This is a genomic window from Roseovarius aestuarii, assembly GCF_019966515.1.
Lineage (GTDB): Bacteria > Pseudomonadota > Alphaproteobacteria > Rhodobacterales > Rhodobacteraceae > Roseovarius > Roseovarius aestuarii.
The window spans coordinates 87,975-114,518 of record NZ_JAIMIB010000005.1 but is presented as its reverse complement, the minus strand read 5'-3'; the positions used below and the strand labels follow the sequence as shown (position 1 = coordinate 114,518).

General features: G+C 58.4%; 28 protein-coding genes. 11 read left to right on the top strand and 17 right to left on the bottom strand.

Translation table 11 applies throughout. From position 1 onward, the window contains the following. Positions 1-124: 124 nt before the first annotated feature. Positions 125-610 carry an SRPBCC family protein gene (locus LC334_RS08830; protein WP_085800135.1) on the bottom strand — a complete coding sequence of 162 codons (486 nt, stop codon included), beginning with the start codon at positions 608-610 and terminating at the stop codon, positions 125-127. Positions 611-754: 144 nt separating this feature from the next. Between LC334_RS08830 and LC334_RS08825 the strand changes: the two genes are divergently transcribed. Next, complete coding sequence (locus tag LC334_RS08825; RefSeq protein WP_085800136.1) at positions 755-2,314, top strand: winged helix-turn-helix domain-containing tetratricopeptide repeat protein; 1,560 nt, start codon at positions 755-757, stop codon at positions 2,312-2,314. Positions 2,315-2,525: 211 nt separating this feature from the next. Here the strand turns inward: LC334_RS08825 and LC334_RS08820 are convergent, their stop codons facing one another. Then, the gene (locus tag LC334_RS08820; RefSeq protein ID WP_085800137.1) at positions 2,526-3,479 is read right to left on the bottom strand and encodes a radical SAM protein; all 954 of its coding nucleotides are present in this window, start codon (positions 3,477-3,479) and stop codon (positions 2,526-2,528) included. A gap of 181 nt (positions 3,480-3,660) precedes the next feature. On the opposite strand from LC334_RS08820, the gene zwf reads away from it, so the two are divergent. From zwf to pgi, 3 genes are read left to right on the top strand one after another with little or no spacing between them, the layout of a single operon-like run. Further along, positions 3,661-5,115, top strand: a complete 1,455-nt coding sequence (gene zwf / locus LC334_RS08815) for a glucose-6-phosphate dehydrogenase (RefSeq protein WP_085800138.1) — start codon at positions 3,661-3,663, stop codon at positions 5,113-5,115. Next, positions 5,112-5,783 carry a 6-phosphogluconolactonase gene (gene pgl / locus LC334_RS08810; protein WP_085800139.1) on the top strand — a complete coding sequence of 224 codons (672 nt, stop codon included), beginning with the start codon at positions 5,112-5,114 and terminating at the stop codon, positions 5,781-5,783. Before zwf ends, pgl begins: the two co-directional genes overlap by 4 nt. Positions 5,784-5,791: 8 nt before the next feature. Next, entirely contained in the window at positions 5,792-7,396 is a 1,605-nt protein-coding gene (gene pgi / locus LC334_RS08805) for a glucose-6-phosphate isomerase (RefSeq protein ID WP_085800140.1), read from the top strand. Between the two features lie 139 nt (positions 7,397-7,535). Here the strand turns inward: pgi and LC334_RS08800 are convergent, their stop codons facing one another. Together LC334_RS08800 and LC334_RS08795 are read right to left on the bottom strand one after the other, a co-directional pair. Beyond that, positions 7,536-8,027 (bottom strand): fasciclin domain-containing protein, encoded by a 492-nt coding sequence (locus LC334_RS08800; protein ID WP_085800235.1) that lies wholly within the window; start codon positions 8,025-8,027, stop codon positions 7,536-7,538. A 160-nt stretch (positions 8,028-8,187) separates the two neighbouring features. Continuing rightward, positions 8,188-8,619: a cupin domain-containing protein gene (locus LC334_RS08795; RefSeq protein WP_085800141.1), complete on the bottom strand. Its 432-nt coding sequence runs from the start codon at positions 8,617-8,619 to the stop codon at positions 8,188-8,190. Positions 8,620-8,659: 40 nt separating this feature from the next. On the opposite strand from LC334_RS08795, the gene LC334_RS08790 reads away from it, so the two are divergent. Together LC334_RS08790 and LC334_RS08785 are read left to right on the top strand one after the other, a co-directional pair. Further along, a complete protein-coding gene (locus LC334_RS08790; RefSeq protein WP_176237674.1) occupies positions 8,660-9,742 on the top strand; it encodes an NAD(P)/FAD-dependent oxidoreductase in 1,083 nt (360 codons plus the stop codon). A gap of 146 nt (positions 9,743-9,888) precedes the next feature. Beyond that, a complete protein-coding gene (locus tag LC334_RS08785) occupies positions 9,889-10,164 on the top strand; it encodes a glycine zipper 2TM domain-containing protein (RefSeq protein ID WP_085800143.1) in 276 nt (91 codons plus the stop codon). A 75-nt stretch (positions 10,165-10,239) separates the two neighbouring features. Here LC334_RS08785 and LC334_RS08780 read toward each other — a convergent pair whose 3' ends face one another. From LC334_RS08780 to LC334_RS08760, 5 genes are all read right to left on the bottom strand, one after another. After that, positions 10,240-10,401 carry a hypothetical protein gene (locus LC334_RS08780; protein WP_176237675.1) on the bottom strand — a complete coding sequence of 54 codons (162 nt, stop codon included), beginning with the start codon at positions 10,399-10,401 and terminating at the stop codon, positions 10,240-10,242. A 114-nt stretch (positions 10,402-10,515) separates the two neighbouring features. Beyond that, a complete protein-coding gene (eno, locus tag LC334_RS08775) occupies positions 10,516-11,790 on the bottom strand; it encodes a phosphopyruvate hydratase (protein WP_085800144.1) in 1,275 nt (424 codons plus the stop codon). A 95-nt stretch (positions 11,791-11,885) separates the two neighbouring features. Next, positions 11,886-12,755: a DMT family transporter gene (locus LC334_RS08770; protein WP_085800236.1), complete on the bottom strand. Its 870-nt coding sequence runs from the start codon at positions 12,753-12,755 to the stop codon at positions 11,886-11,888. Positions 12,756-12,840: 85 nt separating this feature from the next. Then, a complete protein-coding gene (locus tag LC334_RS08765) occupies positions 12,841-14,073 on the bottom strand; it encodes a hypothetical protein (protein WP_085800145.1) in 1,233 nt (410 codons plus the stop codon). Positions 14,074-14,156: 83 nt separating this feature from the next. Continuing rightward, positions 14,157-14,576, bottom strand: coding sequence for a Fur family transcriptional regulator (locus LC334_RS08760; protein ID WP_085800146.1), 420 nt, complete (start codon positions 14,574-14,576; stop codon positions 14,157-14,159). Positions 14,577-14,954: 378 nt separating this feature from the next. Between LC334_RS08760 and LC334_RS08755 the strand changes: the two genes are divergently transcribed. Next, entirely contained in the window at positions 14,955-16,238 is a 1,284-nt protein-coding gene (locus LC334_RS08755) for a DEAD/DEAH box helicase (protein WP_085800147.1), read from the top strand. A 58-nt stretch (positions 16,239-16,296) separates the two neighbouring features. Here LC334_RS08755 and LC334_RS08750 read toward each other — a convergent pair whose 3' ends face one another. From LC334_RS08750 to LC334_RS08740, 3 genes are all read right to left on the bottom strand, one after another. Beyond that, complete coding sequence (locus LC334_RS08750) at positions 16,297-17,145, bottom strand: DUF533 domain-containing protein (RefSeq protein WP_085800148.1); 849 nt, start codon at positions 17,143-17,145, stop codon at positions 16,297-16,299. A 111-nt stretch (positions 17,146-17,256) separates the two neighbouring features. Next, positions 17,257-18,504, bottom strand: a complete 1,248-nt coding sequence (locus tag LC334_RS08745) for a cation:proton antiporter (RefSeq protein WP_085800149.1) — start codon at positions 18,502-18,504, stop codon at positions 17,257-17,259. A gap of 39 nt (positions 18,505-18,543) precedes the next feature. Then, complete coding sequence (locus tag LC334_RS08740; RefSeq protein WP_085800150.1) at positions 18,544-19,263, bottom strand: endonuclease/exonuclease/phosphatase family protein; 720 nt, start codon at positions 19,261-19,263, stop codon at positions 18,544-18,546. A gap of 40 nt (positions 19,264-19,303) precedes the next feature. On the opposite strand from LC334_RS08740, the gene LC334_RS08735 reads away from it, so the two are divergent. After that, the gene (locus LC334_RS08735; RefSeq protein ID WP_085800151.1) at positions 19,304-19,939 is read left to right on the top strand and encodes a hypothetical protein; all 636 of its coding nucleotides are present in this window, start codon (positions 19,304-19,306) and stop codon (positions 19,937-19,939) included. Between the two features lie 11 nt (positions 19,940-19,950). On the opposite strand, the gene LC334_RS08730 is transcribed toward LC334_RS08735, so the two are convergent. Genes LC334_RS08730 through LC334_RS08720 form a run of 3 tightly spaced genes read right to left on the bottom strand, consistent with a single transcriptional unit; the run spans position 19,951 to position 22,764 of the window. Next, positions 19,951-21,372 (bottom strand): protein adenylyltransferase SelO, encoded by a 1,422-nt coding sequence (locus tag LC334_RS08730; protein WP_085800152.1) that lies wholly within the window; start codon positions 21,370-21,372, stop codon positions 19,951-19,953. 7 nt (positions 21,373-21,379) lie between these two features. Beyond that, complete coding sequence (locus LC334_RS08725; protein WP_139836359.1) at positions 21,380-21,829, bottom strand: GNAT family N-acetyltransferase; 450 nt, start codon at positions 21,827-21,829, stop codon at positions 21,380-21,382. Then, complete coding sequence (locus LC334_RS08720) at positions 21,823-22,764, bottom strand: nucleoside hydrolase (protein WP_085800238.1); 942 nt, start codon at positions 22,762-22,764, stop codon at positions 21,823-21,825. Before LC334_RS08720 ends, LC334_RS08725 begins: the two co-directional genes overlap by 7 nt. 169 nt (positions 22,765-22,933) lie before the next feature. Here LC334_RS08720 and LC334_RS08715 point away from each other — a divergent pair, with 169 nt between their 5' ends. Beyond that, positions 22,934-23,968, top strand: a complete 1,035-nt coding sequence (locus LC334_RS08715; RefSeq protein WP_223412924.1) for a D-cysteine desulfhydrase family protein — start codon at positions 22,934-22,936, stop codon at positions 23,966-23,968. 69 nt (positions 23,969-24,037) lie between these two features. Further along, positions 24,038-24,538, top strand: a complete 501-nt coding sequence (locus tag LC334_RS08710) for a hypothetical protein (RefSeq protein ID WP_139836360.1) — start codon at positions 24,038-24,040, stop codon at positions 24,536-24,538. 51 nt (positions 24,539-24,589) lie between these two features. Here LC334_RS08710 and LC334_RS08705 read toward each other — a convergent pair whose 3' ends face one another. Together LC334_RS08705 and LC334_RS08700 are read right to left on the bottom strand one after the other, a co-directional pair. Continuing rightward, a complete protein-coding gene (locus LC334_RS08705) occupies positions 24,590-24,853 on the bottom strand; it encodes a succinate dehydrogenase assembly factor 2 (protein WP_085800154.1) in 264 nt (87 codons plus the stop codon). Beyond that, positions 24,846-25,250 (bottom strand): helix-turn-helix domain-containing protein, encoded by a 405-nt coding sequence (locus tag LC334_RS08700; protein WP_085800155.1) that lies wholly within the window; start codon positions 25,248-25,250, stop codon positions 24,846-24,848. Before LC334_RS08700 ends, LC334_RS08705 begins: the two co-directional genes overlap by 8 nt. A gap of 87 nt (positions 25,251-25,337) precedes the next feature. On the opposite strand from LC334_RS08700, the gene LC334_RS08695 reads away from it, so the two are divergent. Beyond that, entirely contained in the window at positions 25,338-26,540 is a 1,203-nt protein-coding gene (locus LC334_RS08695) for a pyridoxal phosphate-dependent aminotransferase (RefSeq protein ID WP_085800156.1), read from the top strand. The last annotated feature ends 4 nt before the right edge of the window (positions 26,541-26,544 follow it).

The window sequence follows — 26,544 nt, the reverse complement described above, 5'->3', positions numbered from 1 at the left end:
GTCCTGAGCCGCCATCGTCTGATCTACCGTGACGCGGCGCAGGCCAGCTTGTAGAAAAGCGACCGGAATGATCAGTTCATACAGCCCGGTCGGTACGCATCATGCAGTGTAAGCACTTATTATCTTATTGCACTGCAAGAGCTGCTTCAATCGCGGACAACCCCGCGTCATAGATTTCTGATATTGTGGTTTCCATTGCCGGGTCTTCTGACGAGAAGCGGCCAGACCAGCTGATGAGCGATCCATTCAGAGGCTCAATCGAAAAGGTCGCCGTGTAATTTTCAATCGGCAAGGGCGAACTGACGATACTGTATGTGTAGGCTAATCCGGGTTCATTCGCGATGCGCTTTTCCACAAATTCGTCACCATCGGCCGTTGTCAGAGTACGATGAAGCCCGCCATCTCTCACCGAGAGCGAACACGCCGTCAAAGACGGATGCCAATCGTCGATATCGCAAAAATCGCCGATCAGGTTCCACACCTCGGTAGAAGGTGCGGTAAGCTGCAGCGTGCGTTGGACTTTGTAGTCGGCGGACCATGCGCCGGTCGAGTGGAAACCAACGATAGCTGTGACAGTTAGCAGTGTAGTGAGTTTCATTTTTCTTCCCATTTGTTGTGTCTTGAGCCGCCTGAAGATCCTCTTTGGGTTTCGGGCGCTGTTGGTCTACGCACGCCTTGACCGCGAAAGCAGGCGAATCTGCTTGCGTCGAGACGTACCGCCTCGCAAGGTTGATCGAATACAAAGGCGCGTGGAATGTCCGGAAATTATCCCGAAAAAGAAGCGAAATTACCCGAAAGATTTCGCTTGGGAGAATTTAAGTTTTTGTTGGAAACGAACGAACTGCGGGACGCATTGGGCAACATTGTGCATTTGCGCAGTCAGAGCGCTGACGTCTTGGCCCAATTGGTTCGCTGCTACGGTCAAGTTGTCTCAAAAACGGTTTTGTTTGAGAGCGTTTGGGCCGGATCAGTTGTAACAGATGACAGCCTGGTGCAATGCATTACAGATATCAGGCGTGCCTTAAACGATAGCGATCACAAGATTATCCAGACCTCATCCAAAAAGGGCTACAAGGCACTTGCAGTGCCGATCCCGTCTGAGCCGGACTCCATTATCCTCCCGCTTCCGCCCCTGCCATCGATCGCGGTTTTGGCTTTTGATGACTTCAGCGTCGGAGATGACAGTGACTATCTGAGTGATGCTATCGCCGAAGGCGTTATTGCCGAGTTGTCCCGGTTTCCCGAGCTGTTTATAATCGCCCGCAACTCAAGCTTCAGCTTTCGTGAAACGCCAACCAACGTGAAGACGATTTCGCGGAAACTGGGCGTTCGATATCTGCTCGAAGGAAGTCAGCAAAAAAGCGGCAACCGGATGCGCGTTACGGTCCAGTTGATCGATGCTGTTGAAGGGCATCATCTCTGGTCAGAAGTTTATGATCGTGATCTCAGTGATCTGTTCGTCGTTCAGGATGATATCGTGCGCAAAGTTGTAGCCGCCGTAGCACAAAAAGTTATCAATTTTGAAGTAAAGAAAGCTGTGGAATCAGATAGTTCAAAGTTAACCGCGTTACTGCATGGTCTGAAGGCGCGCTTGCATTTTGTTAAATTGTCCCCCGAGGAAAATGAAAAAGCACGAAAGGCAAGTCTTGCAGCGATAAACGCCGATCCTACCCAACCTTATGGCTACATTGGTTTGGCATTCGCCTACATAAATGGCTACCGCTGGGGTTGGACAGACCTTAGTCGTGCGGACGCCCTGATTGAGGCACAGAAGGCGGCAAAAACGGCGGTTGAAGTAGCGCCCGATTATTACGACAGCCATGCAGCGATGGCTTATGTGCACCTTCAGGAAAATAACCTCGATGGCGCAATAGCACGCGCGCAGCGTGTGCTCGAACTGAACCCGAATGACACAAATGGAATGAGCGACCTGGCCGAATTTTTGGGGTATGCGGGGCGCTTTGATGAAGCGGAGGAATTACTTCTAAGAGCCATGAGGCTGGATCCGCTGCACCCGGATTGGTTCAAGTGGAATCTGGCATGGGTCCAATGGCTAAAAGGGAACTGCAAAGATGCATTGCAGACAATGAATGCCATGTCTGAGATACCGCCCATGGCATATCGGGTGCTGGCCTGCATTCACATATGTCTTGGTCAACAAAACGAAGCTCGGGAAGCTGTGAGGCGATTGCTAGAACTTGATCCCGAATATTCGATCAAAAAAGTGCGTGATAACTATCTTGGAAAATTCAGAAATGACGCTGACCTCGAACGGGTATTGAACAATTTGCGCGAAGCCGGATTACCTGATTAGCCAACCCTACTATTGAGGGAAGGTACTTGTGCTCAGTCCTTCCAATCTTCTCGGAATCACCGCTTCAGGCTTCATCACGAAAAGCAACATTTGCAATTAACGACGTCTTATAACCTGATGATACTAAAATTGAAATACTGTTCAGCTGCGGGGGTATATGCCTGTTTTGTCCGGATGGCAGCCGTTGGCACCATGTCAATCTTGGCTGATATCAGGCCGAGCAGCTGGCACCGCCCAAGACACAGAACTTGGCGCAGTGAGGGTGGTTAAGCGCTACATCACGTTCAGCCTCGGCCAGCGTGGTGCCCAATTCGAATTCCGGGTCATAGGGCAAGAGCGTGCAGGCCAGAACCGCCGGTTTGGCGGCCCCTTTGCGTTTGACCACCATCCGTGAGGATGAGCACATCACGGATGAGGGGGATTTGCCCAGAATATCCCAGCATGCCGTGGTGATTTCAGGCACATCGGCGGTTTCATCCATTTCGGGGAAAAGTACGGTTTCGCCAGGGTTGGCGGCGTCAATCTCAAACCCGTGCGTGGCATAGAAGGCGCGGTAACCTTCGCGGGATTGCGCTTCGGTCTCGCCCCAGACCGTGCGGCCCGCGACGGTCATGCGAATATTGTTGTCGCGCAGCCATTCCATGCCTTCGATGGTGCGCGCGAAGGCGCCTTCGCCGCGCTCTTCGTCATGCAGCCTTTCTGACCAGTGGTCGACCGAGATGCGCAGGGTCAGCTTGTCGCGATACTCTGCCGCCAGATCGAGCAATCCGGCGCGCACGGTTTTGCGCATCATAGGGCGCATGGCATTGGTAAGGATCAGCACCTCGTAGCCGCGTTCAAGCGCTGCGCGGGTCATATCGTTCATCTCGGGGTTCATGTAGGGCTCGCCCCCGGTAAAGGCGATTTCGCGGATGGGCCAGTCGCGCTCCTCGATCTGGTCGAGGTAGTCGGTAACCTCGGCGGTGGTGATATAGACCAGCCGGTCATTGCTGGGTGAGCTTTCGATGTAGCAGTTCAGACATTCGATATTGCACAGCGTGCCGGTATTGAACCAGAGCGTTTCAGGATGGCTGAGCGCGACGGTGGCGCGTTCCTGCCCGTCGACAGTGACCTTGGGGTCCTGAAACTTACGGGCATTCGCCGGTGCGTCAATCGTGTCTTTCATCTTACTACCCGATATTACTTCTCTTTTTCGACTATCGCGTCGATCCTTCCAAGGGAAGGGCTCGAAAGGATAGTGACACCATTGTGAACGGCCATGAGCATGTTAGAGTTGTGTTTGTGCGCCGACTCCGGGACCTTCCGGGGCACTAAAGGCAGGGCATCGCAAGGGCAGGAGACGTCATATGGTTTCGCGCGTTATTCCGGTAGAACCCGCAGATCTGGTGATCATCGGCGGGACGGGCGATCTGGCGCGGCGCAAGATCCTGCCAGCATTGTTCCGGCGTTTCTGCGCCGGACAGTTCGGAACCGAGTCGCGCGTGATCGGCGTATCCCGGACGGAAATGGACGGTAAAGAATACCGCAAGCTGACCGCAGAAGCGATTGCCGAGTTTTCCGAGCATGAAGGCTGTGATATGGGGCGGCTGGATGATTTTCTGGAGATGCTGCATTACGTCACACTGGATGCCAAGGGCACGACCGGATGGAAGGCGCTGGCCAAGCTGGTGAAATCCGAGCGCATCAAGGTGTTTTATTTCTCCGTGGGTCCGGGTCTTTTTGGGGATCTGGCGGAACGGCTTCATAAATATGGTATGGCGGATGAACAATGCCGGATCGTTGTGGAAAAGCCCTTTGGCCGAGATCTGAAATCGGCGAAGGAACTCAACCGCGTGCTGGCGCAGCATTTCGATGAAACGCAGATTTACCGGATCGACCATTACCTGGGTAAGGAAACCGTGCAGAACCTGATGGCGGTGCGCTTCGGCAATATGCTGTTCGAACCGCTCTGGAACAGCCAGTATGTCGATCACATCCAGATTACCGTGGCCGAGGAGGTCGGCGTGGGCACCCGCGGCGGTTATTATGACCGGTCGGGTGCCATGCGTGACATGGTGCAGAACCACATGATGCAGCTCTTATGCCTGATCGCGATGGAGCCACCCGCTAAGTTCGATCCGCATGCGGTGCGCGACGAGAAGCTCAAGGTGATCCGGGCGCTTGATCCGGTCAAGCCCGACAATATCGTGCGCGGTCAATATGAGGGCAACGGCAAGCGCCCGGGCTATCGTAATCAGGTGGAGAACCGCGACAGCACGACCGAAACTTTCGTGGCGATCAAGGCGCATGTCAGTAACTGGCGGTGGGCGGGGACGCCGTTTTATCTGCGCACCGGCAAGCGGTTGAAGGAACGCGCCAGCGAGATTGCGGTCGTGTTCAAGGACGCGCCACATTCAATCTTTGACGAGGATGCCGGTCGGCACCGCAATATCCTGACAATCAAGCTGCAGCCCAATGAAGGTATCGAGCTTGGTGTGACCATCAAGGAACCGGGTCCCGGGGGCATGCGGCTCGTGGATGTGCCGCTGGATATGACTTTCGCCGAGGTGCTGGGGCCGGATGATGCGGATTTTCCGGATGCCTATGAGCGGCTGATCATGGATGTGATCCGGGGCAATCAGACCCTTTTCATGCGCGGCGACGAGGTCGAGGCTGCCTGGGCATGGACCGATCCGGTCATCGAAGTGTGGCGCGATAGCCGGGAGTTGCCGATTGCCTATGCCACCGGCAGTTCGGGGCCGGATGACGCGCTGATGCTAATGCATCGCGACGGGCGCCGCTGGCGGGAGATCAAAGCATGAAAATTGTCGAATATGCCGATCAGGAGATGCTGGCGATTGATCTGGCCAATGTACTGGCCGGAGAGCTGACAGCCACATTGGAGCATGAGGACCGGGCGCTGTTCGTGGTGCCCGGCGGGTCAACGCCGGGGCCGGTTTTTGACGACTTGTGCGATGCGGACCTGGACTGGGCCCGCGTCGACGTAATGCTGAGCGACGAACGCTGGGTGCCCGAAGTGCATGTGCGGTCAAACACGCGGCTGATCCGCGAACGCCTGCTAACGGGGCGGGCTGCCAAGGCGCGCTACCTGCCGCTTTACGCCAAGGCCGAGGCGCCCGAGGAAGTGCTGCCCGAGTTGGAGGCGAACATCACGCCCGACCTGCCGATTTCGGTGCTGCTGCTTGGGATGGGGGCGGATATGCATACGGCGTCGATGTTTCCCGGCGCGGATGGGCTGGAAGAGGCGCTGGCGCGCAACGCGCCGGTGCTGGTCGCAATGCGCGGCGGAGGCGCGCCTGAGCCGCGCGTGACCTTGTCGGCACGGGTGCTGAATGAGGCGATGTCCAAACATCTGATCATCACGGGGCAGCAGAAACGCGCCGCCCTTGAACGGGCGCGAGGCTTGCCGCATCCCGAGGCGCCGATTGCGGCGGTGATGTCGGATCTTATAGTGCATTGGGCGGAATAGGATTTGCCATGTGGGACGAGTTGAAGGCGCAGGCCACGGCGCTACAGGCGGGTAATATCCGGGATCTGTTTGCCGATGCGGGGCGCGCCGCGGATTTCGCGGTCGATTTTGACGGAATGCTGTTCGATTATTCCAAGACATATCTGACAGCCGACGCACGCGCCGCACTGATTGCGCTGGCGGAAGCGCGCGAGGTGCCGGGGCGGCGTGCGGCGATGTTCTCGGGCGAAAAGATCAACGAGACCGAGGGCCGGGCGGTGCTGCATACGGCGCTGCGCAACCTGTCGGGTGAACCTGCGCTGGTCGATGGTGCGGATGTGATGCCCGAGATATTGGCGACGCTGGGCCGGATGAGCACCTTTGCCGACAACGTGCGCGGCGGTCGCTTCACCGGGGCAGGGGGCGCGATCACCGATGTGGTAAATATTGGCATTGGCGGGTCGCATCTTGGGCCCGCGATGGGCACGCTGGCTCTGGCGCCCTACCATGATGGCCCGCGCTGTCATTTCGTATCGAATGTCGACGGTGCGGACATCACCGATACGCTGAAGGGTCTCGATCCGGCGCGGACTCTGGTAATCGTCGCGTCGAAGACATTTACCACCATCGAGACCATCACCAATGCCAAAACCGCCAAGACGTGGATGGCAGAGGTTGTCGACCATCCCGGTGCGCAATTCGTGGCACTTTCGACCGCCGAGGAAGAAACCAGCGCCTTTGGTATCGCACCAGAACGCGTCTTTGGCTTCGAGGACTGGGTTGGCGGGCGCTATTCGATGTGGGGGCCGATCGGGTTGTCGCTGATGCTGGCAATAGGCCCGGCGCGCTTCAGGGAGTTTCTTGCTGGTGCCAAGGCGATGGATCGCCATTTCCGCGATGCGCCGCTGGATCAGAACATGCCTGTCATGCTGGCGTTGGTCGGCATGTGGCATCATCAGGTGTGCGGTCACCCAACTCGCGCGGTGCTGCCCTATGATCAGCGCCTGTCGCGTCTGGCAGCATATTTTCAGCAACTTGAGATGGAGAGTAACGGCAAGCGCGTGACGATGGCGGGCGAACCGGTGGATGGCGCATCAGGCCCGGTGGTCTGGGGCGAGCCGGGAACCAACGGGCAACATGCGTTTTACCAGCTAATCCATCAGGGCACGCAGGTGGTGCCTTGCGAATTCATGGTGGCGGCGCGCGGGCATGAACCTGATCTAGCGCATCATCATACGCTGCTGGTGGCGAATTGTCTGGCGCAATCCGAGGCGCTGATGCGCGGGCGGTCGCTGGATGAGGCGCGACAGTTGATGGCAGCGAAAGGGTTGGAAGGCGAGGAACTCGAACGGCAAGCGCGCCACCGGGTCTTTCCGGGAAACCGTCCGTCGACCACACTAATTTATGATCAGCTGACACCGCGGAGGTTGGGCCAGATCATCGCGCTTTACGAACACCGGGTATTTGTCGAAGGCGTGATTTTGGGCATCAACTCGTTCGACCAGTGGGGCGTCGAACTGGGTAAAGTGCTCGCGACCCAGCTGGAGCCGCTTCTGACAGGGGCTGCGGGCGTTTCGGAAAAGGACGGCTCAACCCGGCAACTGATAAACTTCGTACGTGATACAAAGGGTTGAACCATCCAACCTGCCTGAGGGTCGACAGGGGGGCGGGTGATCCGAAAACTGCAAAAATGAAACTCATCCCCCAGTGGATCGCCCGCCTTGTCCGGAGCCCACGCATATGGAACCCCGGAATAGCGTTTTCAATAGCGGCCTATTTGGGCACGAGTACTGAATTGACGACATGAATGACGCCGTTTGACTGGTCGACATCGGCAATGGTCACCTTCGAGGCGTTGCCGGATTCGTCGTAAATGTAGACATTGCCGCCTTTGACCTGCGCCGAAAGCGCATCGCCTGAGACCGCGTTGAAGTGGTAGAAGCCATCCCTGCTGGCCCGCGCGGCATCAGCGATCTGAGCGGCAGACCAGTCACCGGCCACAACATGGGCGGTCAGAACCTTTTGCAGCATCGCCTTGTTTTCGGGTTTCAGCAGCGTGTCCACCGTACCCTCGGGCAGTGCGGCAAAGGCGTCGTTGACCGGTGCGAAAACCGTGAAGGGGCCATCGGAATTCAGCGTATCGACCAGATCGGCGGCCTTGACGGCGGCAACGAGCGTGGTGTGATCAGCTGAATTGACCGCGTTTTCGACGATGGTTTTACTTTCAAACATCGGTGCGCCGCCGACCTCTGGATTGGCAGCCATCGCTGTGGTGGCAAGCGCGGCAAAGGCAACTGTCAGGGTGAGTTTGTTGATAGGTTTCAAATTTCTTTCCTCCGGTTCAGGGCCCGGTTGTCGGGCGTTAGGTACCTGCAGTCACGCGGCAGCGACGGAGAAAGTTTCAGCGGTTAGTAATTTTTTCTGCTTAGTCAGGTGCGAGGCCAGGAATGTCGAAATCGGGGGCCGCCAGCGTAAAATTTTCAAACTGAAAGCCTGGCGAGACGGTGCAGCCCGCAAGCGTGTAGTCGCCGGTGCATCTGGCTCTTTGCCAGTGATGCGGTGGGATGATTATCTGGGGCGATTGGTTTGCTGTCAGATCCGCGCCCAGAATGTGATCATGGGCAGGGCCTGCATCAGTTTCCGACAGGCTTAGGATCAGCGGTGCGCCGGAATAGAAATGCCAGATCTCGGCCGCATCGACCCTGTGCCAGTGATTGTTTTCTCCACCTTGAAGAAGGAAATAAATGCAGGTGCCAGCGGGACGGCCCGTGCCATCTGCGGCCCAGGTCTCGCGGTAATGGCCGCCTTCGGGATGGGGCATAAGTTCAAGCCGGTCGATGATCTCTTGTGCGGTCATCATGAAAAGCTATCGTGTGGCGGGAATGAGGGGAAGAGGCATGGTCAAGGAAAAGGTCATCATCGTCGGCGCCGGCCTGATCGGCGCGTCCATCGCGTATCGGCTTGCGGCACAGGGGGCGGACGTCACGGTGGTCGAGGCGGCGCAGGCGGCAAGTGGCGCATCAGGGCATTCCTTCGGCTGGATCAATGCCAGCTTTCTCGCCAATGAGGCACATCACCAGTTTCGGGTGCAGGGAATAGAAGCCTATCGGCGTCTTCAGACCGACTTGCCGGAATTATCTGTGACCTGGCCCGGATGTCTTTGGTGGGAAGAGCAGGGTGAGGGTCTGGAGCGCATGCAGGCGCAGCTTGAGGCACTGGGCTATCCTGTCGAGCGGCTTGATGGGCGCGCTTTTGCCGCCCGTGCGCCAGCGATCCCGGCACCGGGTGAGGCGTTGTTTTTCCCATCAGAAGGCGTTGTTGATGCCGCGCATCTCACTCGGCTGCTATTGGAAAGCGCCAGCGCGATGGGGGCACGGTCGATTTTTGGCTGCGCGGCTGAGGGGATTGAGGTCCGCAGCGGGCGTGTTGCCGGGCTGCGCATTGTGCAGGGCGTGCTGCCTGCCGATCACATTGTCATTGCGGCTGGCAATGGCAGCACAGATCTGATGGCCGGTGTCGACGTGGCCTTGCCGATGTTGCGCCGACCCGGTGCGTTGCTGCGCACCCGGGCGGTGCCATCGATTCTGCATCATGTGATGGTCAGCCCCGATCTTGAGGTCCGTCAGGACAGTGCGGGCCGGATCATCGCACCAAGTTCCGCCGCGCATCAGGCAGATAACCGCGAGGACCTGGCCGATACGCCTGACAGGCTGGCAGATGATACGTTGATGCGGTTGCGCACGCTGCTGCCGGGCGTTGATCTGGTGCAGGATCAGATCGCCGTTGCCCTGCGGCCCGTGCCCGGGGACGGCCTGCCTGTCGTGGGCCAGTGCGGGCCGGATGGGCTTTATCTGGCGGTGATGCATAGTGGTGTCACCCTTGGGGCGCTGATCGGCGAACTGGCAGCTGAAGAGATGTTGTCGGGATCGGAAAACAAGTTGTTGACAGGCTACCGGCCGCAGCGATTCTCGGCCTGTTAAGCAATAGCAAAGGCGCGAATCCGCCGCCGCGACCCCGCCCGAACCGCGGGATTTAGCCCAATATCACGATTTTTCCCGCCTGCGCTTACATTTCCCGGCGGCGTCTCCTTTCTGGAGTTCATCAACGTCGTAGAAGGAAGAGTAAAATGAAAAACTGGGTATTGGCGATTGCCGGTAGCGCCGTGATGGTGGTGTCCGGCTGTGATAACATGTCGAATGAAGGGCGCGTGGTGGCCGGTGCCACCGGTGGCGCAGCTGCAGGGTTGATCGCCGCGGAAGCATTTGATGCCGACAGCGACTGGAAGTTGATCTCGGCCCTGGCGGGCGCCGCTGCCGGAACGGCGGTGGCTCAGAATTCAAGACGTAATACCTGCGCCTATGCACGTGGAGATGGCAGTTATTACGAGGCGCCGTGCCGATAATAGATCAATGCACGAAAAAAAGAGGGAGTGCCACATAGGCACTCCCTTTGGTTATGTGATCCGGGATCCGTGCCCTCAGATGTTGGGCATGCAATCTGCCATCGAGGCATCAACGTCCAGAACCGGATCTTCCGCGCCGCATTCTTCGCCGGAAACCGGATAGCGTTGAGGGTTTTCGCAGGCCGCGAGAGCGAAGGCCGCGACGAGAATGATAACAAATTTTGAAACCGAAGACATTCGGGATTACTCCTTTTCGGGAATGGGCGATATGCCCTTGCGAATGGAGTCTACTTATCCGATCTCCGTCATACGTTGATCGGGATCAAACCCCGGGGCTCAAACGGGCCACATTCAGCGCAGAATCGACCGCCCAGCATAAATCGCGGTTTCACCCAGGGCCTCTTCGATCCGAATGAGCTGATTGTACTTTGCCAGCCGGTCCGAGCGGGCGAGGCTGCCGGTTTTGATCTGGCCGCAATTGGTGGCGACGGCGAGGTCGGCAATGGTGGCATCTTCAGTTTCGCCCGAGCGGTGCGACATCACGTTGGTCATGCGGGCCCGGTGCGCCATATCGACTGCTTTCAGCGTTTCGGTCAGGCTGCCGATCTGGTTGACCTTGACCAGCATCGAGTTGGCGGCGCCGCGTTCGATCCCTTCGGCCAGTCGGGTAGGGTTCGTCACGAAGAGGTCGTCACCGACCAGTTGAACCCTGTCGCCAATCTCGGCGGTCAGGGCGGTCCAGCCCTCCCAGTCATCTTCAGACATGCCGTCTTCGATCGAGATGATCGGGTAATCCTCGACCAGCGCCTTGAGATAGGCGACGTTTTCGTCCGATGTCAGGGATTTCCCTTCACCGGAAAAGACATATTTGCCGTCCTTGAAATATTCTGTCGCGGCGCAATCGAGCGCCAGATAGATATCTTCGCCCGCCTTGTAACCCGCCTTGTCGATGGATTGCAGGATGAAATCGAGCGCCTCTCGGGTCGAGGCGATGTTGGGGGCAAAGCCGCCCTCGTCGCCTATGCCGGTGGAAAGACCAGCAGCGGAAAGCTCTTTCTTCAGTGTGTGGAATACCTCGGACCCCATGCGCACGGCATCGCGGATATTATCCGCGCTCACCGGCATGATCATGAATTCCTGAATGTCGATCGGATTATCGGCATGTTCGCCGCCATTGATGATGTTCATCATCGGCACCGGCAGGACCCGCGCCGAGGTGCCGCCAACATAGCGGAAAAGCGGCTGACCGGAATAATCGGCCGCCGCCTTGGCGCAGGCCATGCTGACACCAAGGATGGCATTGGCACCAAGGCGACCCTTGTTCGGGGTACCGTCAAGTTCGATCATCGCCATATCGAGCGCGACTTGTTCGGTCGCGTCCATGCCCAGCAATTCCTCGGCAATTTCACCGTTCACGGCGGCGACAGCCTCCAGCACGCCTTTGCCCATATAACGGGCCTTGTCGCCGTCACGTTTTTCCACCGCTTCATGTGCGCCTGTCGATGCGCCCGAAGGTACGGCCGCGCGACCCATGGTGCCATCTTCGAGGACAACATCCACCTCAACCGTCGGATTGCCCCGGCTGTCGAGAATTTCGCGTGCGTGAATGTCAATGATGGTGCTCATGGTCGGTCCCTCGGATGGTCGTCAGTTTTGCGGCTGTCATAGCAGGTGACACGGGAATGTAAATGCGACCTGATAGCGCTAACAAATTGTGAGATTCAGGCAACCTGGCGCATCAGGCGGCGTTCGCGCAGGATCGAATAAAGCCCGCTGCCAATAATCAGTGCTGCGCCGGTATAGGTCAGCCAGTCGGGCCGCTCGCCAAAGATGGAAATGCCGATGATCAGCGAGAAGAGCAGTCGGGAATAGCGAAATGGCATGATCGAGGAAACGTCGCCAATCCGCATCGCAGCGACAATCGCGTAATACCCCACCACGCTGAACAAAAGCATAAAACCAAGCTGAATCCAGTTCTTCGTGGAAGGTTGCACCGCGCCGCCGTCGATGAAGAGCAGAACCGCGCCGATCAGGATGACCATGGCAAAGGCGTAGCAGGAGATTTGCATGGATGTGACCGTGGCCGGTGTTCCGCGTGTCGACAGATCACGCAGCGCCAGACCTGCAACGCCAATCACCGCAAAAATCGATGCGGGTTGAAATCCTTCAAGTCCGGGCCGGATGATCAAAAGCACGCCGATAAAGCCCACGACAATCGCGCTCCATCTGCGCCAGCCGACCTGTTCGCCCATGAAAAGCGCGGCGCCCAAAGTGACGCAAAGCGGCGTGGCCTGAATGATGGCGGCGACCGAGGAGAGGGGAATGAGCGTGAGCGCGGTGATATAGCCGAAGGCGGCAATCATTTCGCCGAGGTTCCGCAGGAGCACCGGTGTCATGAAGAAGTCGCGGGAAAACAGCCGATCCCCTTTTGCGAGGCTGAACGTGCCGAAGACAAGCGCGCCGCCAATTCCCATCATGAACAGGATCTGACCAACGACCAAATCGGCGGACAGGAATTTGATGAAGGTATCTTCCAGCGCAAACCCGGCCATGGCCAGAACCATCAGGGCGCTGCCGCGTATGTTTTCCATGTCCGTTACGCGCCCCAGCTCTGCGATCCACATCGGCGCAGGGGTCACAGAATTCGCCTCAAAGGTCAATCATCAAGCGGATGGATCAGTGGTCGAGCTGATTTTCGATATCCGGAACCTGCCGTTCCTCAATCTGACCGCATGATTCCTGACACACGATGATGAGTTTGATAACGCCATGCAGGACTCCCAGGCCCGCACCGGCGACCATGACCATGAGGCCTGGATCCATGCTGCCAAAGAGGGCAATCACGCAGCCGATACATTTCAGCAGCGAGGCCAGCAGCGACGCGATCGGCTTGAGGAAATAGGCGATCGGTTTTTCTTCGCGGTATCCGGTGATGATGATGTCGAGCTGTGAGATGATATTGGTAAATTCCGTCGCGGCCATGAAGCCAAGGGATATTTCGCCCAGGATTCCTGACGTATCTTCCAGATCCAAGAGCGCGTATATCCCTGATTCGACGCCGTAGACACCGCTGAAAATGTTGGAAACCCCCATAAGGCCGGTATAGAGGCGCTCGCGGCGGTCGGTGTCGTTTTCGACTTCCATCGTAAGAGAATCGTAAAAGAGCTTCATACCGCTCAGCAAGACGCCGGCACCGCCGATGATCGACAGGGTGGCCCCTTCAGTATCCCCGATCAGCCCGCCGATGCCGCCAACAAAATTTGAAGCGTCCCCAAAGGTCCGCCCGCCAAAGGCCTTGTCCCTGATCCGTTCGCCGGCGCCGCGGCGGTGGGGCTGTTCGATGCCCCCCATATCGATAACGACCTCGTCGCGATCCTCCTCCATTCGCGGCAAATCAAAGCGCGCATCCTCGCGCCTGTCAGCCCGAGGCGGCTGAACAGGAACGTGCTGACCGCCGTGCTGCGGAGGCGCGCCGTGCTGCGCGGGGGCCGGTTGTGGCTGGGCGCGCCGTGGGCGAGGTGCAGGTTTCGGCTTGGGTTTGTTGCCGATTGCCTTACGCCATTCCTTGTCGCGCGTACCCTTGTCATGCCCGCGGCTTTTGCGTGGCGGGCTGGGCTTGTAGCCGCGTCCCCCACGTTGATTACCCTTGCCGAATTGGACCACGGCGGCCTGGAGCTGCAGGATCGTTTCACCCGCCCCGATCTTCGGCGACTGATCGGCGGTGTCTTGCAAGGCCCGCATGCGCCCTACCTGTATGCTGGCATCGGCGGCGCGCTGAAGCGCTTCTAAACCCCGGTCGCCGCCTCGCTCTGCGGCGCGGGCGTTTTCGCCGTCATTGGTCTGGGGACAGCGCGCGGATTGTCGATGCTGTACGGGACGGACGGGATTGACTTGCGTCTCTTTGGACAAGGGCGAGGCGCCTTTTATAATGGTTGTGTGTGAATATCACTAGCAACCCTAGGTGGACATTGCCGCACCTGTCCTGTCAACGCCTATTGTCGTCTGCGGTTCAACGGCACGCCGTAGAGTTCAAGCTTGTGATCCTTCAGCCGATATCCCAGCTTTTCGGCGATCTTTTCTTGCAGCGCCTCAATTTCCGGGTCGACGAATTCGATCACCTCGCCGGTATTCATGTCGATCAGGTGGTCGTGGTGGGCTCGATCGGCATCTTCATAGCGCGCCCGGCCGTCGCCGAATTCGAGTTTTTCGAGAATGCCAGCCTCCTCGAAAAGTTTCACCGTGTGATAAACTTGCGCGACTGTGATCTCGGGGTTGCGGGCGGTGGCGCGCTGGTGCAGTTCCTCGACATCGGGGTGGTCGGTTGAGGCCCCAAGCACCTCGGCTATGATCAGGCGCTGAGGCGTCATCTGCAGCCCCATGTCGCGACAGCGATTGGTAATTTTGTCGGCCATTGGCGCTCTCATATCGGTGTTGAGCGAGCAATAGCGGCATTGGGCAACTGTTTCCAGCCGTTTTGAACAGCGCTGTTGACTTTGCAGTGCAAACCCACCATGTAGCGCGCAACCGACATTTCCTGCCGCGTGAGCAGAGAGGCTGCCCGTAAAGAGGCGGCAACACAATAAAAACCAGAAATGTCGCCGATATGATCCCAAAATCACGCGTGGGGCCAACCGTCTGACCGGCTATAGCGCGATGTTGCGTTTGGCGAGGGCCAGAGCGGAACCACGAACGTGACCCTGAACGCCAAGATGGCGCAGGGTCGTTGAATATTGTCGTGCTGGCATCTGGCCGGTGCGACCGAAAGGAACGAAGTGAATTTATTTGCAGAAATGGGGCTTCCGGCCCCGCTGGTCAAAAAGCTGACCGCTATGGGCATCGAAGAGCCGACCCCGATCCAGACCCATGCGATCCCGTATGCGCTGGATGGCAATGACGTGATGGGGCTGGCGCAGACAGGCACCGGCAAGACGGCAGCCTTTGGCTTGCCGCTGCTGGCGCAACTCATGGAAATGCGCGGCAAGCCCGAGCCAAAGACCGTGCGCAGCCTGATCCTGGCGCCGACGCGTGAGCTGGCAGGCCAGATAAGGGATGCGCTGTTGCCGCTGGTCAAGGATACGCCGATCAAGATTGGTGTTGTTGTGGGCGGTGCCTCGATCAACGCGCAGATAAAGCGGTTGGAACGTGGCACAGACGTTTTGGTGGCGACGCCGGGGCGTTTGCTGGACCTGTTGGATCGTCGCGCGCTGCGGTTGGATTCGACGCGGTTTCTGGTGCTGGACGAGGCCGATCAGATGCTTGATCTGGGCTTTATTCATGCGCTGCGCAAGATTGCGGGCCTGTTGCCTGCGGAACGCCAGACCATGCTGTTTTCGGCCACCATGCCCAAGCAGATGGAAGAGATTGCCGCAAGCTATCTGACCCATCCAAAGCGTGTGCAGGTCAGCCTACCGGGCAAAGCTGTTGATAAGATCGAGCAGTCGATCCACTTTATCTCCAAGGCCGAGAAGCCAAATCTGTTGATTGAGCTTCTGGACAAGCACCGTGAAGAGTTAGCACTGGTCTTTGGCCGTACCAAACATGGTTCAGACAAGCTGGCCAAAAAACTGCAAGAGGCTGGGTATTCTGTCGCCACTATCCACGGTAACAAAAGCCAGGGACAGCGGGAACGAGCGTTGAAAGCCTTTCGTGACGGGCAGGTCAAGGTGCTGGTGGCCACGGATGTCGCAGCACGAGGGTTGGATATTCCCGACGTGAAACATGTCTACAATTTCGATCTGCCGAACGTGCCTGAAAACTATGTCCATCGCATTGGCCGCACAGCGCGCGCCGGGCGGGACGGCATGGCCGTGGCCTTTTGTGCACCCGACGAGATGGGGGAGCTGAAGGATATCCAGAAGGTGATGGGCATATCGATCCCCGTGGCCTCGGGCCGTCCGTGGGAACGCATCGAAGAACCTGCCAAGCCGAAGGGGCGTGGCGGTCCACGTCGTCGTGGCGGTAAACCTGGCCATACCGCTGGCAATGCGGGCAGCCCCGGCAATGCCAACCACAAACCCGGTGGTGGCCGTCCGAACCGGCGCCGTCGCAATAAGGGACCGCGCCAGGCCGCCTGAAGAAAAAAGCCGCGACAGAGAATACTCTGTCGCGGCCTCAGTTTAGTGCTGGTGGTGATTACGAATAAATCCGCTGAGCGCCCAGTTGATCGTGGATGCTGTTGGCAGCCTCTGGTGAAACACCCATAGCCGTCGCGAGCTGGTGTAGGTATTTTGCCTCGTTCTGATTATCCAGATCGATGCCCATGATCGACATGGCATAGACCTGCTGCTCCAGACCACGCGGCACGTCGCGGGCCAGATCGTTCACGTCGATGCGGCGTTGCATCTCGCTCTGAACAAAATCGCGTTCCTCGGGTGAGACATCACCCAGCCTGTCCATCAGCCTGGCCTGTTCGGCCTGATCAATTTCACCATCCGATTTCATCGCCTGGATCATCGCGCGCAGCATCAGTGCGGCGGCGGCTTCCTGATCTTGCGAGGGCTGTACCTCAGGCTCGTCCTGCCGGGTGATGGCCTGATTGAGAAGATCACCAAAGCCTCCATTCGCACCTGATTTCGCCGCACCTGCCCCCATCAGGCCGCCCAGCAGGCCACCCAGGCCGCCTGATCCGCCGCCGGAAGAGGCCGCACCGGCAAGGCCGCCCAGAAGGTCATTCAACCCGCCGCTGGCACCGCCACGACCGCTTTGCCCGCCGCCCAGCTGTTCAAGCAGGCCGCCCAAGCCGCCAGCAGCAACGCCACCGCTGGTGCCGCCCCACTGGCCACCAAGGATCGAGCCCAGCATATCTTCAAGCCCGCCGCCGGATTGTGCCTGTGCTTGCCGGCCCGGGGAATGTGCTCCACCAAAGAGACCCCCATCGCCGCTGCTACCTCGTGCGCTGCCGCCTTTCTTCATCATGCTGCTGGCGCCCTTGGCCAACGCTACACCAATGGCCACCATGGCCAGTGTCTTCATCATACTCATGGATGTCCTCCCCAGTGTTCCGGGGAGCAGCGTCGCACATTTTGTCCCGCGTGGGTGAGGGGAATAGTGAAAATTTCACGTCATCGGTGAAAAGAGGCCGAAAACAGGCCCTCAAACCAGATCAGGTTCACGACCTAACCGGTTGGCCAGGCGGCTCACGGTCAGACCCTGCACAACGATCGAAAAGATAACGATCACATAAGTGGCGGTCAGAATTAACGGCTTCCATTCCCCATCGGGCAACGACAGGGCCAGCGCGACCGAGATGCCCCCCTTGAGCCCGCCCCATGTCATGATTGGAATGACGCCGGGTGAAAAGCTGCGGAAGGGCCTCAGCAGCAGTACCGGGATTGCCACGGCAGCAAGACGCCCCAGCAGCGCCAGACCAAGCGACAGGATGGCCGTGATCAGGAAGTCGAACTCGAACGCGATGGCAAAGACTTCGAATCCGATCATCAGGAAGAGAACAGCATTCAAGATTTCGTCGATCAGTTGCCAGAATCCGTCGACATATTGGCGGGTCTCCTCGCTCATCCCGTATTTGGCACCAACATCGCCGATCAGCAGCCCGGCGCAGACGGCCATGATCGGGGCCGAGACATGCAGGTAGACCGCCAGTTCATACCCCCCGAAGGCAAGGCCGAGGGTGAGCAGAACTTCGAGGGAATAATCATCTATCCGGCGCATAACCCGGAAGGTGAGCCAGCCCAGCACTAGACCCAAAGCTGCACCGCCAAGAGCCTCTTGCGCGAAAAGTTTGGCCGCATCCATCAGCCCGCTGCCGTGACCATCGCCGGACGGGAAGGCCATGCCCACGAGCACCAGAAAGACCACATAACCGACACCGTCGTTAAACAGGCTTTCGCCTGCGATTTTGGTTTCCAGGGTTTTCGGTAGATTGGCCTCGCGCAGCACACCCAGCACCGCGACCGGATCAGTGGGCGAGATCAGCGCGCCAAAGACCAGTGCCACCAGAAGCGGCATGCCCGTAATCCAGCTGAAACCAAAGCCCACGACCGCGGTTGAAAGGCCCACCCCAATGGTGGCCATCAGAAACACCAGCCGCCATTGCGCGCGCAGGTCGGAAATCTTCACATGCAACGCCCCGGCAAAAAGCAGGAGGCCCAGCATCCCCTCCAAAAGCGCGTCAGAAAAATCAATGCCGGTGACCGCGTTGCGGACCTGATCGGCGACGCCAAGAGCCGGTATCACCAGATCGAGGATCATCACCCCGAACGAAGCGAGCAAGGCCACCACGAGGATGCCGATAGACGAGGGCAGTTTAAGAAACAGGTAATTGATTGCGCCAAATACGCCTGCCAGCACGATCAGGAGCGAGGCAATCTGGAGAATATTCATGAATATAGGTCCTGCGGTGTGCTGTTCACGCGCGGCCTATCATGCCGCCTGTCGCGAGGCCAGCCTTGGCGCAACCTCGACCCAAACGGGCAGATGGTCCGAGGCGATACGGGCGGGACGGGTGGCATGCACACCCGACGCAAGTGCCGTCAGGTCGGGGCTGATGGCGAAACGATCCAGCGTGACGACTGGCCTTGGCGCCGGAAAGCTTGGGGCGGTCGGCACGAAATGAACCCCCCGCGCGGTGGCGTCCAGGGCTGCACCGCGCCCCCAATCGTTGAAATCGCCCGCCAGCACCGTCGGGCTGGAATGCTGACGTCTGAGCGCCCGCATGATCGCGGCCACCTGCATCAGGCGGTAGCGGCGGATCAGGCCAAGATGCAGACCGACCAGCCGCAGTGGGCCGATGGCGGTTTCGATATCCGCGCAGATGGCACCGCGAGGTTCCAGCCCCGGCAGAGAGAGATGTGAGGTTGCGCCAACGGCGACCTCGGGGCGTACCAGCATCGCATTGCCGTGCCAGCCCAGTGATCCGCCCGGTGCCCCAAAGGGCAGAATACGCCAACCTTCCTGTTCGACCATGTCATGGGGCAGGGCGGACGGGCGGGGTGGTAATCGTTTGTCGACTTCTTGCAGGACCACGATATCGGCTTGAAGATCATTGATCACCCGCAGGCTGCGGTCCGGGCGCCGTCTAAGGTCAAGCCCCACGCATTTCTGCAGGTTGTAGGTTGCAATTCTGATCGTGGATGTCCTCATATCATCAGAATACCAGTTGGATCGGGGAAGGAAACAGAGCGTGTTTTCAGAGCAGACATTACTTGCGCGTGTGATCTGGAGCGTTCTGGCCATCACGGCCCTCGTCGCGATGATCCAGACACGCTGGTCGCTTGCCTTTGTCGCCTTGGCGACGCTCGGCCTGTCGCTTGTCCCGGTGCTGGCTGCCCGCTGGGCCGAAGTCAAGGTGCCGCCCGGTTTCATCACCGCCGTGGTGGTGTTTGTGGGTGCAACCTTGTTTCTGGGGGAAGTCTTTGACTTTTACGAGCGTTTCTGGTGGTGGGATATTGCCATGCATGGCGGGTCGGCCGTCGGTTTCGGCCTGATCGGTTTCGTGCTTGTTTTCATGATGTTTCAGGGCGACAGGTTTGCGGCACCACATTTCGCCATCACCTTCTTTGCGTTCTGCTTTGCCGTTATGATCGGTGTGATCTGGGAGGTGTTCGAGTTTTCGATGGATCAGCTCTTTGGGTTGAACATGCAGAAATCCGGGCTTGTGGATACGATGGGCGATCTGATCGTGGACATGATCGGCGCGGGGCTGGGCGCGGCATCGGGGTATGCCTATCTGAAGGGTCTGCAATATGGCGGTCTGACCGGGATTATCGATGAATTCGTGCGCCGAAACCCCCGATTTTTCCGCAAGAAACGCAAATAGATAGCGGCTTTTCAGGTACCACAGAAGGTTTGCTGGACTATTTCCGACGGCTCTGGCGGGCGCATCAGATCGGCTGCGTCGGGTTGGTCGTCATAGGGTCGCGTCAGAACGTCGAGCAGCCGCTCAAACGGTGCGAAGTCGCTGTCGACAGCTGCCGCAATCATCTGCTCGATCCGGTGATTGCGGGGGATGAAGGCTGGGTTCGCGCTACGCATCACGGCATCGGCATCATTTTCTGCGCCAATACGCTCGCGCCAGCCGGTTTCCCAGGCGTCAAAGCTGGCCGGATTGGTGAACTGATCGCGGGCGTTTCCCTCGATTAGCGCGCGGAACGTATTGGTGAAATCGGCGCGCTCATTGGCCATGCAGGTCAGGAGGTCGGTGATCAACATTTCGTCTTCGGGCGTAGCGTTTTCAAGCCCGATCTTGCGCCCAAAACAGGCCAGCCAATGGGTGTGGATGGCCGCGGGCATCGCATGAACGGCTTCGGTAAATTCTTCGATGGCTTTTTCAGTATCGGGCATCAGCGGCACCAGCGCCGTGGCAAGCTGGGCCATGTTCCAGACGATGATATTCGCCTGGTTCTCATAGGAATAGCGGCCATGAGCATCGATGGAACTGAAGACTTTTTGAGGATCAAACTCGTCTATGAAGGCGCAGGGGCCATAGTCGATCGTTTCACCGGAAATCGTCGTGTTGTCGGTGTTCATCACGCCGTGGATAAAGCCAACCGACATCCATTGCGCGACAAGTTTGGCTTGACGGGCAATAACTTCCTGCAGCAACTCGGTCGGTGTCTTAACCTGAGGAAAATGCCGGTCGATCACATGCCGGTAAAGCGCTTCCAGCGCCTCGGTGTCGCGGCGGGCGGCGAAGTACTGAAACGTGCCGACGCGAACGTGGCTGGCCGCGATGCGGGTCAGTACCGCACCGGGCAGGGCGCCGCTTTCGCGGTAGACCGGCTCGCCCGTGGCGACGGCAGCCAGCGCCCGGCTGGTCGGGATTCCAAGCGCATGCATGGCCTCTGACACGACATATTCGCGCAGCACCGGCCCCATCCAGGCACGACCGTCGCCCATTCGAGACCAAGGCGTCGGCCCCGAGCCCTTGAGTTGGATGTCGCGGCGGATGCCATCCCTGCCGATAATTTCGCCCAGTAAATTGGCGCGTCCGTCGCCAAGCTGTGGGGAAAAGCCGCCGAACTGGTGCCCGGCATAGGCCTGCGCCAGCGGTTCGGCGCCTTGCGGCACGGCATTGCCTGCGAAGGTCTGCGCCTGTTCCTCGGGGGTGCCCGGAGTGATGCCCAGCTCTGCGGCAAGCTCTGTATTGAACCGGATCAGCTGCGGTGATTTGGCAGGCGTAGGATTCAAACGCGCAAAAAACTTGCCCGGAAGGCGTGCGTAGCTGTTATCAAAGGGGATATTCAGCGACATGGTTTCCCTAGAGTTTGCGGGACATTAGCATGTATTTCTCACGCGGTTCAAATCGCTGACGGGAATAGAGTTTCTGGAGGTGGTCGTTGTTCCGGTCGACCTCTAGATGCAGCGCTTTCATACCCGCCGCAGCCAGTGCCTTGGGCAATTGCCTGAGCACTTCAGAGCCGATGCCGCGTCCGCGCACACCGGGGCGGATAAAGAACTCGTCCACGAATCCGTCCATCCCGGCAAATTCGATCGACCAGCCGAAACAGACCACGATATAGCCGATGGGCGCGCGACCGGGTCCGATCAGGTAGACGGCCCCATGTGGCGAGCCATTGAGCAACGGCATCAAGGCATCGCGCCGCGTCTCTGCATCCATTTCGATATCTGTTTCGGCATGAAACGCGGCCGCAAGCGGGGCGAGACGTTCGAAATCCTCAGGCTTGGCGAGGTTGAGCGCGGTCACAATCGGGCCAGCCTTTTGGTCAGAAGGTCGAAAAAGCCATCAGCATCAACGCTGCCCATGAAAAGCGCGTTGGGCGCACGATCGGTCACGCCCCACCAGTCGGCGACGGTCATGCCCATGGTCAGTTCCGACGTGGTTTCGATCTCGACATTGATGTGCCGCCCCGAAAACAGGTCAGGCCGGATCAGATACGCGATCACGCAAGGATCATGCAGGGGCGCACCTTCCGAGCCGTATTTTTCGCGATCATAGCGTTCAAAGAAATCAGTCATCTGCGCGACGGCCACGCCCACCGGCGTCGCGAGGTCGCGAATAGCGGTGTTGCGCGGCTTCGTCACCAGAACCTGATGGGTCACATCGAGCGGCATGACCGTGATCGGCACGCCCGAGCGAAAGACGATTTCAGCTGCCTGCGGGTCCACATAGATGTTGAATTCCGCGGTTGGTGTGACATTGCCAACCTCGAAATAGGCGCCACCCATCAACACGATTTCCTGCACCTTCTTGACGATATCGGGGGCCATGTCGAAGGCCGTGGCGATATTGGTCAGAGGTCCAATGGGGCAGAGCGTTACGGTGCCTGTCTCATGCGTGCGCAGCGTTTCAATGATGAAATCAACGGCATGGCCGTCGCTCAGCGCCATTTGCGGATCGGGCAGGTCGGGACCGTCAAGTCCGGTGCGGCCGTGCACTTCTTCGGCAGTAACAAGTTCGCGACCCAACGGGCGGTCGCATCCGGCATAGACGGGAACATGAGTTTCCCCCGCCAACTCGCAGATAATGCGCGCATTTTTAGATGTCAGATCAAGTGGAACATTGCCTGCAACACAGGTGATGCCCAGCAGGTCGATTTCATCCGGACTGGCAAGCGCCAGCAGGATCGCGACGGCGTCATCCTGGCCGGGGTCCGTGTCGATGATGATTTTGCGTGGGATCATATCAGGTGCTCGGGTTGTTTGCGCGGACCATGACGGGACGGGCTTGAAATGTCCACCGGTTGAAAGCCCGGCGGCTGGTTTTTGCGATACGTCGGCGAACAGCATTCGGGCACGGGATTCGTGATGATACGAGTGCGCTGATAGTGTAGACTGCTTTGACCGGTTTTGAATGGCGGAAGGGTTTGAGACGATGAACCAGATATTCGACAAGATGGCCGCCTTTCCTCGGTCAGGATTGATGGGCGGACCGACACCGCTGGAGCCGTTGCAACGGCTCTCGGAACATCTGGGCATTGAGTTCTGGATCAAACGCGACGACCTGACCGGGCTGGGCGGTGGCGGCAACAAGATCCGCCAACTGGAGTATTACCTCGGTGCCGCACAGGTGGAAGGTGCCGATACCATTCTGATCACCGGGGCGGTGCAGTCGAACTATGTTCGTTCGGCAGCGGCAGCAGCAGCGAAATGCGGTATGAAAGCGGTGTTGCAGCTTGAAGACCGGGTGCCGGGAAAAGGTGTGATCTATCGCAGCTCAGGCAACGTGTTGCTGGGTAGACTTTTGGGGGCCGACTACATGCAATACCCCGAAGGCGAGGACGAGGCCGGGGCCGATCAGGCCCTGCGTGAGCGTGCCGCTGAACTGCAGGCGCAGGGCAGGGCGCCCTATGTGATCCCTTTGGGACTCAGGAACAAACCGCTGGGCACGCTTGGATATATGAACGCGGCGCAAGAAGTGCTGGCCCAGCGGGATGATTTTGATGCGGTCGCAATCCCCTCGGGCAGCGGTGCGACGCATATGGGGTTTCTGGCGGGGTTGCGGGCGCTCGGGTCGACGACACCGGTGCATGGGATTTGTGTGCGCCGCGATGCGGCTGCACAGGCTGATCGGCTGCAAGAGGTGGCAACCCGGTTGGCAGCACTTCTGGAGGTGGAAAGTTGGGTCACACAGGGTGACATCCAGACCAGCGATACCGCACTGGCGCCGGGCTATGGCCGTGTCGGGCCTAAAACGCGCGACGCGATCAGGCTGATGGCCGAAACCGAGGGATTGTTTCTTGATCCGGTTTATTCTGGTAAGTGTTTTGCTGGGCTGATCGACCTTGTGGAAAGCGGCAAAATCACTGCCGGGTCACGGGTTCTTTTTGTACATACAGGCGGGTTTCCGGCGCTTTTTGCCTATCAGGACGATGTGTTGCCGCTTTAATGCGCGCTAAAGTAGTCGGCGTATGCTGCCCTTCGAAAGACCGGATCGATACCACGCATCGGAGCCCTTATGTCGGCAAAACACGCGATACTGATTGATGGCACAATCGGTGTCGGAAAATCAACTATGGCACATGAGCTGTCGCGGCGCTTCGACGGCGCATTTCTGGATGGAGATGACTTCAAGGCCGAGGGGGTACCTTGGTATTGTTCCAGTCTTTCCACATGTTGTCGTATTCGAGACGCCGGGATTAGCGCGCTGAGCGAGAAAGCAATACTCTTCATTGCTCGCCCGGTACGGTGTCTCGACTGGATATATTTTAAACGCCATTTTCAACGCCAAAATATTAGAGTTTTCTCAATTGGTCTCCAGGCGGGTCTTGCGAATATTACGCATGAAGGTCGGGGGCGGTCGTTTTCGGCCAATGAGCTTGACCGCATGGCTGTGATGATCCGGGAAGGATACGGCGCACGGCCATATAGCGATATTCACCTTCGTACGGATCAGCATGATATCAAAGATACCGCCGCGCTTGCGTCCAGGAAACTTCGTCAACTTCTTGCGGGATGAATACGCAAGAGGCGTGGCCAGCGGTCCGCCCTGAAATGCGCGGAGGGTGGGCTACTTGGAGGCCAATGCCATGCCGGAAATATCGGCGATCAACGCCGAAAAAGAGCTTGGGGGGGGCACCTGGCCCGTTACCCACTGATAAAGGTCCTGATCGTTTTCGGACAAAAGCGCGTCGTAGGTATCCAGCTGCGCGGCATCAAGCTCTGTCAGCCGGATATCTGCGTACCGGCTGAGGATGATATCCATTTCCTTGATGCCGCGGCGCATGGAGCGCATGCGCAGGCGCTTCAGACGTGTAGACCGGTCTTCAGTCAACCGGTTCAGCCTTGAGCGCACCGCGCAGGTTTTCTTCAAGTCGGGCCAGACGGCGCGATGAAGTGGCCAACTGCACGCGCACGTCTTGTAGTTCGGCAAGCATGCCCACGGCATCTTGCGACAGCCAGCCGCCGTCGCCCGGCGCTGCAGGGCCGTCGCCTTCGCCGGTCAGAAGCCATGACAACGACACGTTGAGAAGCCCCGCCATCATCGACAATTTATTGGCCCGTGGCTCGGACAGGTCGTCTTCCCACGACTTCAGGGTCTTGACTTTGACACCCAGTCGCTTCGACAAATCGGCCTGGGTCATTCCGGCCTGTTCGCGGGCCCCTGCCACGCGGTCGCCAAAGGTCGTGGCTTGTGGGTCAAACCAGTGTTCCTTACTCTCGGCGTTCATAAATTCTTCCTTTCCTGTGATCCTGCTTGATCCGTCTTCGCGCGCAACCTAAGAGGTGCATACACTCTTTACAAACCGGAGGCCCCGATGAACATGCTTTCCGCGACATTATCCCGCGTCAAACCGTCGCCCACCATCGCCGTTTCGAGCAAAGCGGCCGAGATGAAGGCCGCCGGCGAGGATGTAATCGGCCTGGGCGCTGGTGAGCCGGATTTCGACACGCCTGACAATATCAAGGCCGCAGGTATCCGCGCCATCGAAGAGGGTAAGACCAAATACACCGCGCCGGATGGCATTCCTGAGTTGAAACAAGCGATTTGCACCAAGTTCAAACGTGAAAACGGGCTGGATTATGTGCCAGCACAGGTCAGTGTGGGCACAGGTGGTAAACAAATCCTTTACAACGCCCTGATGGCGACGCTGAACCCCGGCGACGAGGTGGTCATTCCGGCGCCGTACTGGGTCAGCTATCCCGATATGGTGCTGCTGGCTGGCGGTGAGCCAGTTATTGCCGAAGCCTCGATGCAGACCGGCTATAAGCTGACACCCGACCAGCTTGAGGCCGCAATCACACCCAAGACCAAGTGGTTCATCTTCAACTCGCCATCGAATCCCACCGGTGCGGGTTATAGCTGGGATGAGTTGAAGGCGCTGACCGACGTGTTGTTGCGGCATCCGCATGTGATGATCATGACCGACGACATGTATGAGCATCTGGTATTTGACGATTTCGAATTCTGTACCCCCGCGCAGGTCGAGCCGGCGCTTTATGACCGCACGTTGACCTGCAACGGCGTTTCCAAGGCCTATGCGATGACCGGTTGGCGGATCGGCTATGCTGCGGGGCCCGAGAAACTGATTGCGGCCATGCGCAAGATACAGTCGCAAAGCACCTCGAACCCGTCTTCCATCAGCCAATGGGCAGCGGTTGAGGCGTTGAATGGCCCGCAGGATTTTCTGGCGTCGAATAACGCGACATTCGTCCGTCGCCGTGATCTGGTGGTGAAGATGCTGAACGAGGCTGAAGGCATCACCTGTCCGACGCCGGAAGGCGCCTTTTATGTCTACCCGTCGATTGCCGAAATCATTGGTAAGACCAGCCCGCGCGGCACGGTGATCGAAAATGACGAAGGCTTCGCTACAGCGCTGCTGGAAGAAACCGGCGTTGCGGTTGTTTTCGGCGCAGCCTTCGGGCTTTCCCCGAACTTCCGGGTCAGCTACGCTACGTCTGACGAGGCTCTGAAAGAAGCCTGCACGCGCATTCAGAAGTTCTGTGCGTCACTGACATAAGGGG